Annotated in this window: 12 protein-coding genes; 6 read left to right on the forward strand and 6 right to left on the reverse strand. The window is 60.2% G+C overall.

Annotated features, from left to right (window positions below):
• Window positions 1–124 precede the first annotated feature (124 nt).
• From AB4N84_RS07480 to AB4N84_RS07505, 6 genes are all read left to right on the forward strand, one after another.
• Complete coding sequence (locus tag AB4N84_RS07480; protein WP_074751898.1) at window positions 125–757, forward strand: TetR family transcriptional regulator; 633 nt, start codon at window positions 125–127, stop codon at window positions 755–757.
• Between the two features lie 323 nt (window positions 758–1,080).
• Entirely contained in the window at window positions 1,081–1,581 is a 501-nt protein-coding gene (gene ureE / locus AB4N84_RS07485) for an urease accessory protein UreE (protein WP_074751896.1), read from the forward strand.
• Entirely contained in the window at window positions 1,578–2,252 is a 675-nt protein-coding gene (locus AB4N84_RS07490; RefSeq protein WP_460045808.1) for an urease accessory protein UreF, read from the forward strand. The genes ureE and AB4N84_RS07490 overlap by 4 nt, the downstream gene beginning before the upstream one ends.
• 57 nt (window positions 2,253–2,309) lie before the next feature.
• Complete coding sequence (gene ureG, locus AB4N84_RS07495) at window positions 2,310–2,924, forward strand: urease accessory protein UreG (RefSeq protein ID WP_062378949.1); 615 nt, start codon at window positions 2,310–2,312, stop codon at window positions 2,922–2,924.
• A 34-nt stretch (window positions 2,925–2,958) separates the two neighbouring features.
• On the forward strand, window positions 2,959–3,531 hold the full coding sequence (locus tag AB4N84_RS07500) for a HupE/UreJ family protein (RefSeq protein WP_074751892.1): 573 nt from the start codon (window positions 2,959–2,961) through the stop codon (window positions 3,529–3,531).
• Between the two features lie 317 nt (window positions 3,532–3,848).
• Window positions 3,849–4,985: an AGE family epimerase/isomerase gene (locus AB4N84_RS07505; protein ID WP_460045810.1), complete on the forward strand. Its 1,137-nt coding sequence runs from the start codon at window positions 3,849–3,851 to the stop codon at window positions 4,983–4,985.
• A gap of 279 nt (window positions 4,986–5,264) precedes the next feature.
• Here AB4N84_RS07505 and AB4N84_RS07510 read toward each other — a convergent pair whose 3' ends face one another.
• The 6 genes from AB4N84_RS07510 to AB4N84_RS07535 all read right to left on the reverse strand — a co-directional run bounded on the left by AB4N84_RS07510 (window position 5,265) and on the right by AB4N84_RS07535 (window position 12,047).
• On the reverse strand, window positions 5,265–6,038 hold the full coding sequence (locus AB4N84_RS07510) for an SDR family oxidoreductase (protein ID WP_074751888.1): 774 nt from the start codon (window positions 6,036–6,038) through the stop codon (window positions 5,265–5,267).
• Window positions 6,039–6,926: 888 nt separating this feature from the next.
• Entirely contained in the window at window positions 6,927–7,643 is a 717-nt protein-coding gene (locus tag AB4N84_RS07515; protein WP_460045812.1) for an ABC transporter ATP-binding protein, read from the reverse strand.
• Window positions 7,640–8,515 (reverse strand): ABC transporter ATP-binding protein, encoded by an 876-nt coding sequence (locus AB4N84_RS07520; RefSeq protein ID WP_460045814.1) that lies wholly within the window; start codon window positions 8,513–8,515, stop codon window positions 7,640–7,642. The genes AB4N84_RS07515 and AB4N84_RS07520 overlap by 4 nt, the downstream gene beginning before the upstream one ends.
• Window positions 8,515–9,810, reverse strand: coding sequence for a high-affinity branched-chain amino acid ABC transporter permease LivM (gene livM / locus AB4N84_RS07525; protein ID WP_074751882.1), 1,296 nt, complete (start codon window positions 9,808–9,810; stop codon window positions 8,515–8,517). The genes AB4N84_RS07520 and livM overlap by 1 nt, the downstream gene beginning before the upstream one ends.
• 2 nt (window positions 9,811–9,812) lie before the next feature.
• On the reverse strand, window positions 9,813–10,727 hold the full coding sequence (locus AB4N84_RS07530) for an ABC transporter permease subunit (RefSeq protein WP_074751880.1): 915 nt from the start codon (window positions 10,725–10,727) through the stop codon (window positions 9,813–9,815).
• A 186-nt stretch (window positions 10,728–10,913) separates the two neighbouring features.
• Window positions 10,914–12,047 carry an ABC transporter substrate-binding protein gene (locus AB4N84_RS07535; protein ID WP_460045815.1) on the reverse strand — a complete coding sequence of 378 codons (1,134 nt, stop codon included), beginning with the start codon at window positions 12,045–12,047 and terminating at the stop codon, window positions 10,914–10,916.
• Window positions 12,048–12,086: the final 39 nt, after the last annotated feature.

Here is a 12,086-nt window from a genome sequence, read left to right on the forward strand (position 1 = left end):
CGAGCCCGGCCCTGATGCCGGGCTTTTTCACGCCCAGGCTCACGCGCGCCGAAACCCGGTTCGACGCAACGCAAACGCATTTGATAGAGTGCTGACCATTCTTTATTCAGATACCCGTCATCCAATGCTCCCCCGCGCCGAACAGAAACAGCAGACCCGCCATGCCCTGCTCGATGCAGCCCGGGGATTGATGGAGAGCGGCCGAGGATTTGGCAGCCTGAGTCTGCGCGAGGTGGCCAAGACCGCCGGCATCGTGCCGACCGGTTTCTATCGTCATTTCGACGACATGGATCACCTCGGGTTGGCACTGGTCAGCGAGGTCGGCCAGACCTTTCGTGAAACCATCCGCCTGGTGCGGCATAACGAGAACATCAACAGCGGCATCATCGATGCCTCGGTTCGCATCTTTCTCGATGTGGTCGCCGCCAACCGCTCCCAGTTCCTGTTTCTGGCGCGCGAGCAATATGGCGGCTCCTTGAAAGTCCGCCAGGCACTGGGCGCGTTGCGTGAGGCGATCATCGCCGACCTGGCGACTGACCTGGCGTCGATGGCCAAATTCCAGCACCTGAACACCGACGACCTCTCGGTCATGGCAGACCTTGTGGTCAAAAGCGTGTTTGCGATGCTGCCCGAACTCATCGACCCGCCACCCGTCACGCTCGCCGAGCACCTGACCCCGCGTGCGAAGATCACCCAGCAATTGCGCTTCATCTTTATCGGCGCCAAACGCTGGCAGGGGCTTGGCAGTACTGAGTAAGACTTCGCGCTGCATCACCCCTACGGATGAACCAGCTTGCGATAGCAGCGAGTCAGTGGCTGCGGTCGTCGAATAATTCATCGATCCGCGGGCAAGCGCCCGGCTTACATGAGTTGCGGTCAATCTTCATGGCGCGCTTGCCCGCGAACGCCCCCCCTAGCGCACTTTATTGGTGCCGAATTCAGTCACACGCACCAATACACTCCATCCGGCCGCCCCATTCTCAATCACCCCGCACGGTATGTAGGCAATTTCTGACCGCCCCGTCAGTTGGCAAGCCACTTGCTCTAAACATTGCATCGCACATTGCTGGAAGTTTTCCGATGCTGGTGATTCATCAACGAATCGAACCCCAAACTGAGTGGGCCGCCGAGCTGCTTTTGAATTTCGAGGCCCGGAGCAAAAGTCGTCTGCGCTGTTTCAGTGCCGAAGGGGAAGACGTCGGCCTGTTCCTTGAGCGCGGCCAGCCGCCGTTGCGCGACGGCGATTTCCTCAAGGCCGAAGACGGTCGTGTGGTGAAAGTCTGCGCGCGCCCCGAGCAACTCATGCACGTGACCTGCAGCAGCGCCTTCGAGCTGACGCGAGCCGCCTATCACTTGGGTAACCGCCACGTCGCGCTGCAAGTGGGCGACGGCTGGCTGCGATTGCTCGACGACTACGTGCTCAAGGCCATGCTCGATCAGCTTGGCGCAACCACCGAGTCCATCGAGGCCCCCTTCCAGCCGGAGCATGGCGCGTACGGTGGCGGTCATCACCACTCCCGCGCGGGTGAAGAGGACTTCAACTATGCGCCCCGCATCCACCAATTCGGCGTACGCAAATGACTAAGGCCTGGGCGCTGTTGCGTCTGGCCAGCCCGCAACTGCCCATTGGTGGCTACAGCTATTCCCAGGGGCTGGAGATGGCGGTGGAACATGCCATCGTCACCGACCCGGCCAGCGCGGGTCGCTGGATCGGCGATCAGTTGCTGCTCAATCTGGCGCGCTTCGAAGCACCGCTGTTACTGGCGCATTGCACGGCTGCCGCCGACGAAAACTGGGCGACCCTGCTGCTGCTGAGCGAACAGCATCGCGCCAGCCGGGAAACCCGCGAACTGCACCTGGAAAGCCGGCAGATGGGTTACTCGTTGCAACAACTGCTCACCGGTTTGCCTGAGCTGGATCAGCCAGCGCGGGACGTCCTTCAACAGATTGAAGAGCCGCATCTTGCGCTCGGCTGGGCGCTTGCGGCTCGCGCCTGGCAGATCCATCCACAGGATGCGCTGGCAGCATGGCTCTGGAGCTGGCTGGAAAACCAGCTCGCTGTATTGATGAAGACGCTGCCGCTGGGGCAACAGGCGGCTCAACGGCTGACCAGCGAATTGCTCCCGCTGCTGCAGAGCGCTCAGCAACACGCGACCGAACTCGACCCTGAACACATCGGCAGCGCCGCGTTCGGCCTGTCACTGGCGAGCATGGCGCATGAGCGCCAGTACAGCCGACTGTTTCGATCCTGATTTTTATGGCAGTGGCCACACCACGAAACGCACAAGAAGATGAACGGAGAGCATTTGATGAACAGCCAACCCCTGCGTGTCGGCATCGGCGGTCCGGTCGGGTCCGGCAAGACGGCCCTGACCCTGGCCCTGTGCCTGGCCCTGCGCGAGCGCTACAACCTTGCCGTGGTCACCAACGACATCTACACCCGTGAGGACGCCGACTTTCTGGTGCGCAACGAGGCGCTGGCGCCAGAACGCATCATCGGCGTGGAGACTGGCGGTTGCCCGCACACCGCCATTCGCGAAGACGCGTCCATCAATCTGGAAGCCGTCGATCAATTGAACCGCCGCTTCGAAGGCCTGGACCTGATCATCGTCGAATCCGGTGGTGACAACCTGTCCGCGACCTTCAGCCCTGAACTGTCGGACCTGACGATCTACGTGATCGACGTGTCGGCAGGTGACAAGCTGCCGCGCAAAGGCGGCCCGGGCATCTGCAAATCGGATCTGCTGGTGATCAACAAGATCGACCTCGCGCCGCTGGTGGGTGCATCGCTGGAGATGATGGACCGCGACACCAAAAAGATGCGTGGCGACAAACCGTTTGTGTTCAGCAACCAGAAAACCGGTCACGGCCTGGAGGACATCATCGCCTTCATCGAGCGCCAGGGCCTGCTGACAGCAGCGTGATTTCTTTCCCTCAACGCATTAAGGAACATCATTGATGAACGGCAAAAAAATCCTGAGCACCCTCGCGCTGTTACTGGCCCCGGCATTGGCCTTCGCGCACCCGGGCCACGACGAAAGCGGCCTTGTCGCAGGCATCAGCCACCCCCTGAGCGGCATCGATCACCTGCTGGCGATGATTGCCGTAGGACTTTGGGCGGCACAACAGAAAGGCGCTGCTCGCTGGGCGCTGCCCTGCACTTTCGTCGGCACCATGCTGATCGGCGGGTTGCTGGGCTTCGAAGGTCTGGCACTGCCTGCGCTGGAAAGCGGCATCGCGGCCTCGGTGTTTGCGCTGGGCCTGGCCGTGGCACTGGCCGTGCGTCCGCCGCTGTTCATGGCCGTGGCCGCCACGGCGCTGTTCGCGATGTTCCATGGCGTGGCGCATGGTCTTGAGCTGCCCGAAATGTCCAGCCCGTGGGGTTATGCAATGGGCTTCGTCGGCGCGACCGCCGCGCTGCATGCGGCGGGTTACGCCGTGGTGCGCTTGCTGCCCACCGCAGCCGCGCCGATCGTGCGAATCGCTGGCGCGCTGTCGGCGGCGACCGGCGTGTGGTTGTTTGCGGGTTAAGTACGACGGGGGACTTCACGCCTGACCTTTAACCTCCGTGGGAGCGAATTCATTCGCGAGACGGTGGTACAGCCGATGTAACAGTGTCGGATGCGCCACTGCATCGCGAATGAATTCGCTCCCACAGGTATTGATGCTGTCCTCAGTATCGATGTCGTCAGCAGCCCGACCCCTCTGTCAAAGCCAGGCAGTCCTTCACATTGGCGGTAAACCCTGAACCTGTAGTAGCGCGCTCCTGCAATTGATCTGCTTCTGACTCAAAAACCCCGTCCCCTGCTACCATGTCGCGCAATTTGCCCCTGCCGTGACGCCATCCGATGCCTGACGTTTCTCTTCCTCGCGCCAAGTCTGAACTGTCCGCTGTGTTTTGCGCCGTGCAGCAACACTTCATGGATGTGATCGTCCCGCTCTGGCAGGGACCGGGCTGGAATGCCGAGATGGCGCTGCCTTTCGAGGCGCTGGACGCACAGCATCAGCCGCTTGCGCCCCAGCGTTATCGCGCCATGGCGTGCGCGCGGCAGTTGTTCCTGTTCTCCAGCTTCATGGGTCACCCGCAAGTGCCGGATGCAGACGTCCGCGCCGCAGCGCTGTTTCGTTCCCTGCAACGGCATTTCCACGACGCCGAACACGGCGGCTGGTTCTACAGCATCGATCCCCAAGGCGCCCCACTGGACCGCCGTAAAGACCTTTATACCCACGCCTTCATCGTCTTCGCCTGTGCACATTATTGGGCGAAAGTCCGCGAACCGTTGGTGGAGTCTGTGCTTAACGCTGCGCTCAACGTCGTTGCGCAGCGTTTCTCCGATGGCGACGGCCTGTATGAATCGGTTTTGGCTGAAGACTGGTCGTCGCTGGACGCAGGTCCGCTGCAAAACCCGCTGATGCACCTGGCGGAAGCCTTTCTCGCCACGCTGGACGTGCGCGAAGACGCTGACACGCTGGCGGCGCTGGACAACCTCGCCGAAGCGATGCAACGCCGCTTTGTGGATATCGAGCACGGGGTGATGCTGGAGAAACCGCTGGACGCTGTGGATAACTGGTCCGAGCCGGGCCATCAGTTCGAGTGGTTCTACCTGCTGGAATCGTCCGAGCACCTGCGCGGCACACCGCTGCATGGCTCGCTGACCACTGCCTTTGCCCACGCGCAGGCACAAGGGGTGGATCAAACAACCGGCGCTGTCGCTGCGATGCTGGACGTGGACGGGTCGGTGAAGGACGGCACCCAACGCATCTGGGCGCAAGCCGAATACCTGCGAGCGCTGACCCTGCGTCCCGGCAGTGAGGCGCTACTGGCGCGCCAGCTGAATGCGTTGCAGCAGCACTTTCTGCACCCAACCGGCTGGAACGAGTGCCTGGACAGCCAAGGCAAGATCAGCCGCAGTGACATGCCGTCGACCACGCCTTATCACCTGGCGACCTGCTATATCGGTCTGGCCGAATATTTCAAAGCCTGATCAACCGCATCGAACGTGGACGTGTAGGAGCGCGCTTGCCCGCGAAGACTGATTGTCTGACGCTGAGTTTGCAGCGGATGTACCGACCTCATCGCAGGCAAGCGCGCTCCTACACGCGAATGAATTCGCTCCCGCAGGACATCGTCAGGCTGAAACCAGCCAGATACCTGTAGCCGGCTTGCTGGCGAATGCGTCGTGTCAGATACATATTCGTGTCTGAAGCTCCGCATTCGCCAGCAAGCCGGCTACAGTATCGAGTCGTGTATTGAGCCGCTAACGCTACCGGGTCTCACCACGGCTGCGATCAATCGCAAAACCCGCCCAGGTCTGGCTAACCGGCATCAGCTCCAGGTTGTTCACGTTAACGTGCGATGGGGTGTTCATGATCCAGAAAATCGTGTCAGCAATGTCCTGCGGCTGGATCGGCTCCGCACCCGCGTAGGTGGCGTCGTACTTGGCCTGGTCACCGCCAAAACGCACCAGCGAGAACTCGCTTTCACACAGGCCTGGCTCAAGGTTGGTCACCCGCACGCCAGTGCCGATCAGATCGTTACGCAGGTTCAGCGAGAACTGACCGACAAAAGCCTTTGTCCCGCCATACACGTTACCGCCCGGGTACGGATAATTGCCCGCAACCGAACCCAGGTTGACGATGCTGGCGCCACGGCCGTAGGCGATCAGGCGCGAGAGCAGCAAACGCGTGGTGTAAACCAGCCCTTTGACGTTGGTGTCGATCATGGTGTCCCAGTCGTCCAGATCGCACTTGGGTGCAGGATCGATCCCCAGCGCCAGGCCGGCGTTGTTGATCAGGCCGCGAATTTTGGCGAACTCTGCCGGCAGTCCGTCGATCGCCTTCTCCATGGCCGCGCGATCACGTACGTCCAGCGTCAGGGTGTGAACCTTGGTCTGCTTCGACAATTCGGCGCTGAGCGCCTGCAGGCGGTCTTCACGGCGACCGGTCAGCACCAGCGACCAACCCGCCTCCGCGAAACGTCGTGCACAGGCTTCGCCAAACCCGGAGGTGGCACCGGTAATGAACACGGTAGATGTCATGTCGTTCTCCTGACTGAGGGTTGCGGGCTTATCAGATAAGCGTGGAGTAAACGCAACCTGCGTTGCGTGTAGGAAAGTTCTGGAGAATGCCCGCGCAGACGGGTCGGGATCAAGCCTGCCGTAAAGATCATCAGACAACCCACACGCTGTACAAAAAACAACCAACAACGGCAAGGCCTTGTGCCATCTGGCCTGCAGGCAGTTTTGCCCACCTTATCCACAGCCAGACCCACAATCTCTGGGGGCAACTCCAAGACGCACAACCCGCGCCACTCGGGGCTGAGGGCATGCTGGACGGCATTTTTACTTGACCCGCTGAAACGTATCTGCAACGCAATTCGCCCGAGACCTGCACGGTTGGACAGGATCCCGCTCTGCAACCTAGGGATTGCGCTATCTGCGAAGGTCTTTCCAACGGTTGCACACAGAGTTATCCACAGGCCAGGACACTGTAAAAACTGTATAAAAAACCAGGCTGAAGAACGTTGACAAATCGCCTGAAAATACCGGCCGAACTCGCTGATCAAATATTGAACAGCACGCCACAAGCCACGTAAACAAAGGCCTCCAGCCAGCTACTACCAACTTATTCACAGCCAGGCCCACAGTAAAACTGAACAAGTCAAAACCGTGACAAAACAACCATTTGCAGCGGCTAACTGTCGCGCTTTGAGAGCTGCTCAAAATTGTTTTCCACAATTGGCACCTTTTTAAAAAAAGGTCACCAGACGTGCCACTCACTCAGGAACGTTGCACAACCGTGTGGGAGACGTCGGAGGTTACGACGTCTCCTACGGGGATTTTGTGTTGAGTCAGGGGGTGATGCGTCGAAACAAAAACGCCCCGAGTGTTATCCACCCGGGGCGCCTTTATTAGCCGCTGGAAAAATCAGTGACCGCCGAGGTAAGCGTTCCTGACTTCCTCGTTGGTCAGCAGCTCCTTACCGGTGCCTGTCAGCCGAATCTCACCGTTCACCATCACATAGGCGCGGTCCGACAGCTTCAGGGCATGGTTCGCGTTCTGCTCGACCAGGAAGATCGTCATCCCGGACTGCGCCAGCTCACGCAATGTCGAGAAAATCTGCTTCACGATGATCGGCGCCAGACCAAGGCTCGGCTCGTCCAGCAACAGCAATTTCGGGCGGCTCATCAGCGCGCGGGCGATGGCCAGCATCTGCTGCTCACCACCGGACATCGTCATCGCACGCTGGTTGCGACGCTCCTTGAGGCGCGGAAACAGCTCGAACATACGCTGCATGTCCTCGCTCGCGTGCTTATCCCCAATCGGGATCGTGCCCATCATCAGGTTCTCTTCCACCGACATGTCGGGGAACACGCGACGACCTTCCGGCGACTGCGCGATGCCGTTGGACGCAATGTAGTGCGACGACTTGTGCGTGATGTCAGTGCCCTGATAAATGATCTGGCCGCTGGCAGCACGTGGCTGACCGAAGATCGACATCAGCAGCGTGGACTTGCCCGCGCCGTTGGAGCCGATCAGGCTGACGGTTTCGCCTTCATCAATGTGCATCGAGACTTTTTTCAGGGCCTGAATCGGCCCGTAGTACACGTCGATCTCTTTCAGTTCGAGGATCGGCTTACTCATACCAACTCCTCTTCATCAGCACCCAGGTACGCGGCGATCACCTTCGGATCGTTGCGGATCTGCTCCGGCTTGCCTTTGGCAATCACGTTGCCGTGGTCGAGCACGACGATATCGTCGGAAATGCCCATGACCATGCCCATGTCGTGCTCGATCAGCACGATCGTCATGTCGTGGTCGTCGCGCAGGTGGCGAATCATGCTGCTCAGCGCTTCGGTTTCCTGTGGGTTGAGACCTGCGGCCGGCTCGTCCAGGCAGATCACCTGCGGACGCGTGCACATGGCGCGGGCGATTTCCAGACGGCGCTGCTGGCCGTAGGAAAGCTCACCGGCCAGACGGTTGGCGCAGTCCACCAGATCGACCACTTCCAGCCAATAGAAGGCCGTGTTCATGGCGTCTTCTTCGGCCTTGCGATAGCTCTTGGTGTTGAGGATGCCGGCAATCATGTTGCGGTTGACCCACATGTGCTGGGCCACCAGCAGGTTCTCGACGACCGACATTTCCTTGAACAGGCGAATGTTCTGGAAGGTACGCGCCAGCCCTGCGCGGTTCACCAAGTGCGTGCCACCGAACATTTTGTAAAACAGCCGGCTGCCGAAGCGTTTTGGCGACGCGAAGTCGCCGGCGCGGAACTGCTCGCCGAGCAACTGGATGACGTTGGTCTTCTTGCCACGGGCGTTGAGTTCGATACGCCCGCCTGTGGCTTTGTAGAAGCCGGTCAGGCAGTTGAACACGGTGGTTTTGCCGGCGCCGTTAGGCCCGATCAGGGCGAAGATCGAGTTGCGACGCACCTCCAGGCTGACGTCGCTGAGGGCCTTGATGCCACCGAAGTGCATCATCAGGTTCTCGACGGAAAGAACGATTTCGTCGCTCATCACGCGCCCTCCACTTTAGCCAGCACGCCTTTGCGTGGTTGTACGCCGGTACGGCTGATACGGATCAGGCCGCGTGGGCGCCAAATCATCATCAGCACCATCAGGATGCCGAACAGCAACACGCGGTACTCGGCGAAGCTGCGCAGCATTTCAGGCGCAACGGTCAACACGAACGCGGCGATGACCACACCGACGGTCGAGCCCATGCCGCCGAGCACGACGATGGCGAGGATCAGCGCCGACTCGAAGAAGGTGAACGAGGTCGGGTTGACGAAGCCTTGATAGCTGGCGAAGAACACCCCCGCCAGACCTGCGGTCGAGGCACCGATGGTGAACGCCGAGAGCTTGACCAGCACGTGGTTCAGGCCCATGGAGCGGCAGGCGATTTCGTCTTCACGCAGGGCTTCCCACGCGCGGCCGACCGGCATGCGGGTCAGGCGGTGTTTGACGTACAGCACGGCCAGCACGACCAGGAACAGCACGGCATAGATGAAGATGAATTTCAGGTCCGGGTTGTATTCGAAGCCGAAGTACTCGTGGATCGGAATCCCGCCATCTTTGGCCCGACGCCCGAACTCCAGGCCGAAGAACGTCGGCGAGGGCACTGGCACTCCGTTCGGCCCGCCCGTGAACGACAGCCAGTTGTTCAGCACCAGGCGAATGATTTCACCGAAACCCAGGGTCACGATGGCCAGATAGTCGCCGTGCATGCGCAGGACCGGGAAGCCGAGGATGCAACCGGCGAACGCCGCCGCAATGGCCGCCAGCGGCAAGGCCGACCAGAAACCCAGGCCCAGGTACTGGTAACCCAGCGCCAGACCGTACGCGCCGATGGCGTAAAACGCCACGTAACCCAGGTCGAGCAGACCGGCCAGGCCGACCACGATGTTCAGGCCCAGGCCCAGCAACACGTAGATCAGGCCGAGGATGACAACGGTCAGCACGTACTTGTCGGCGAACACCGGAAAGATCACGGCGATCAGGATCATCAGCGGAATGATGAAACGAAGGCGGGTCTTGTAACCCGGTGGCAGCACATGCACACCAGAACCCGAGCTTTCGAAGCTCTGCGCGATAGCCTGACCTTTTGGCGTCTGCAGGAACAGGCTCATGAAGAAGCGTCCGACGACGACGACGCCAACCAGCGCGGCAACACGCCCCGGTTGCATGTTGAAGCCGTAGCCGTCGAGCACGATGCCGACAATGGGACCGAACACGATGAGCGCCAGCAGGCCGGCAACGACCGCGTCGATCAGGCTCTGTTTGATATCGATGGGTTTGACAGGAGCAGACATGGTTACACCTTCGCCACGAGTGGGCGACCCAGCAGGCCTTGAGGACGGAAGATCAGAATCACTACCAGCAGGCCGAAACTGAACACGTCTTTGTAGTCGGAGTTGATCAGACCGGAGAACTGCGACTCGGCAACCCCCAGGATCAACCCGCCGAGCATCGCGCCCGGCAACGAACCGATGCCGCCGAGTACCGCTGCGGTAAAGGCTTTGATCCCGATGACGAACCCGGCAAAGAAGTCGAAGGTGCCGTAGTTCAGGGTGATCAGCACGCCAGCCAGTGCCGCCATGGCTGCACCGATGACGAATACGTAGGAAATGATCCGGTCAGTGTTGATGCCCAGGATCGACGCCATCTTGCGGTCTTGTTGCGTGGCGCGGCACATGCGGCCCAGCTTGGTGTACTTGATGATGTAGGTCAGTACGCCCATGCCGATGAACGCGGCAATCAGGATGAAGATTTTGGTGTAGGTGATCTGAACGAAACCGCTGCCGACCTCGAAGCGCATGGCGCCTTCGAGCAGGGTTGGAACGCCTTGTTGGCGTGGGCCCTGGGCGATCTGTGCGTAGTTCTGCAGGATCAGGGAAATACCGATAGCACTGATCAGCGGTGCCAGACGGGTCGAGTTACGCAGCGGTTTGTAGGCCACGCGCTCGATGACGAAACCGTACACACCGGTCACCACGATGGTGAAGATCAGCGTGCCGAGAATCAGGAAAGGGAACGACTCGATACCGAAGAAGGACAGCACGGCCAGGCCGATCGCTGCGAGGTAGGCGGAGATCATGTAAACGTCGCCGTGGGCGAAGTTGATCATGCCGATGATGCCGTAAACCATCGTGTAACCGATGGCGATCAGGCCGTAGACCGAACCGAGGGTCAGGCCGTTGACCATTTGCTGCAGGAAAATACCATCCATCACGCACGCTCACGAACTTGAAAGGCCAACCTGGCGCGAACCGGCAATCTCCTCGTGAGAGATAGCGGGACGGGCACGATGGCAACAGAAGAAATCCGGCGCTGCCCGAGGGCAGCACCGATTACCGGACAGCGTCGTGTCGAGGTTCCAAGCCCGCGACACGCCGCTCCCGACTAGGAGCTCAACTCACTTCTGCTTTTCGAGCTGGTGATATTTGCCGTCTTTGTCCCACTGGTAAACCACGTAGTCGGAGACCTTCAGGTCGCCTTTGGTGTCCCAGGCTTTTTCGCCCATGACGGTTTTGACCGGGTGGGCTTTCAGGAACTTGGCAGCGTCTTCGCCTTTGTTCGACTTGGCGCCGTTGAAGCCAGCGGCCAGGGCCTGAACCGACGCGTAGGCGTACAGGGTGTAGCCTTCAGGCTCGTAACCGGACTTGCGGAACTGCTCAACCACGGCCTTGCTGTCTGGCAGCATGCGAGGGTCTGCGCCGAAGGTCATGTACACGCCGTCGACGTACTGAGCGCCGCCAGCAGTGGTCACCAGTTCGTCGGTCACAACGCCATCGTCGGACATGAACTTGACGTCTTTCAGGCCCTGTTCACGCAATTGGCGAACCAGAGGACCGGCTTCCGGATGCAGGCCACCGAAGTACACGACGTCAGCGCCAACGGAACGGATTTTGGTGACCAGGGCGCTGAAGTCCTTCTCGCCACGGGTCAGACCTTCTTCCAGCACAGGCTTCACGCCGCGAGCGGTCAGCTGTTTGGCGGTGGCGTCAGCCAGGCCTTTGCCGTAGGTGTCTTTGTCGTTGATGACGGCGACTTTCTTGCCTTTGAGCACGTCGACGATGTAATCGCCAGCGACGATGCCCTGCTGGTCGTCGCGGCCACACATACGGAACATGGCGGTCAGGCCGCGTTCGGTGACCTGCGGGTTAGTCGAACCCGGGGTGATCGCGATGATGCCGGCGTCGCCATAGACTTCCGAAGCGGGAATGGTCGAAGAGGAGCAGAAGTGACCGACCACACCGGCAACTTTTTCCTGCTCCATTTTGTTGGCGACCGCTACGGCCTGTTTTGGCTCGCACGCGTCGTCGCCCTGAACCAGAACGATTTTCTCCCCGTTGACACCGCCCGCAGCGTTGATCGCGTCAGCCGCTGCTTGAGCGCCTTTCATGTACTGCAAACCGAACGAGGCGTTAGCGCCGGTCATCGGGCCTGCAACGCCGATCTTGACGTCAGCCTGCGCAAAAGTAGCCGCACCCATTGCAGTAGCGACTGCGAGTGCCAGAAAGCCTTTCCTGTAAAACGTCTGCGACATGAGTTGGTGCTCCTAGGTTTTTTAATTAGCACTGCGACC

The sequence above is a fragment of the Pseudomonas sp. S2_H01 genome (assembly GCF_054668305.1).

Excerpts from the sequence above, each read along its gene's own strand:
- AB4N84_RS07480 (WP_074751898.1), top strand. The coding sequence starts at position 125 with ATGCTCCCCCGCGCCGAACAGAAACAGCAGACCCGCCATGCCCTGCTC.
- ureE (WP_074751896.1), top strand. The coding sequence starts at position 1,081 with ATGCTGGTGATTCATCAACGAATCGAACCCCAAACTGAGTGGGCCGCC.
- AB4N84_RS07490 (WP_460045808.1), top strand. The coding sequence starts at position 1,578 with ATGACTAAGGCCTGGGCGCTGTTGCGTCTGGCCAGCCCGCAACTGCCC.
- ureG (WP_062378949.1), top strand. The coding sequence starts at position 2,310 with ATGAACAGCCAACCCCTGCGTGTCGGCATCGGCGGTCCGGTCGGGTCC.
- AB4N84_RS07500 (WP_074751892.1), top strand. The coding sequence starts at position 2,959 with ATGAACGGCAAAAAAATCCTGAGCACCCTCGCGCTGTTACTGGCCCCG.
- AB4N84_RS07505 (WP_460045810.1), top strand. The coding sequence starts at position 3,849 with ATGCCTGACGTTTCTCTTCCTCGCGCCAAGTCTGAACTGTCCGCTGTG.
- AB4N84_RS07510 (WP_074751888.1), bottom strand. The coding sequence starts at position 6,038 with ATGACATCTACCGTGTTCATTACCGGTGCCACCTCCGGGTTTGGCGAA.
- AB4N84_RS07515 (WP_460045812.1), bottom strand. The coding sequence starts at position 7,643 with ATGAGTAAGCCGATCCTCGAACTGAAAGAGATCGACGTGTACTACGGG.
- AB4N84_RS07520 (WP_460045814.1), bottom strand. The coding sequence starts at position 8,515 with ATGAGCGACGAAATCGTTCTTTCCGTCGAGAACCTGATGATGCACTTC.
- livM (WP_074751882.1), bottom strand. The coding sequence starts at position 9,810 with ATGTCTGCTCCTGTCAAACCCATCGATATCAAACAGAGCCTGATCGAC.
- AB4N84_RS07530 (WP_074751880.1), bottom strand. The coding sequence starts at position 10,727 with ATGGATGGTATTTTCCTGCAGCAAATGGTCAACGGCCTGACCCTCGGT.
- AB4N84_RS07535 (WP_460045815.1), bottom strand. The coding sequence starts at position 12,047 with ATGTCGCAGACGTTTTACAGGAAAGGCTTTCTGGCACTCGCAGTCGCT.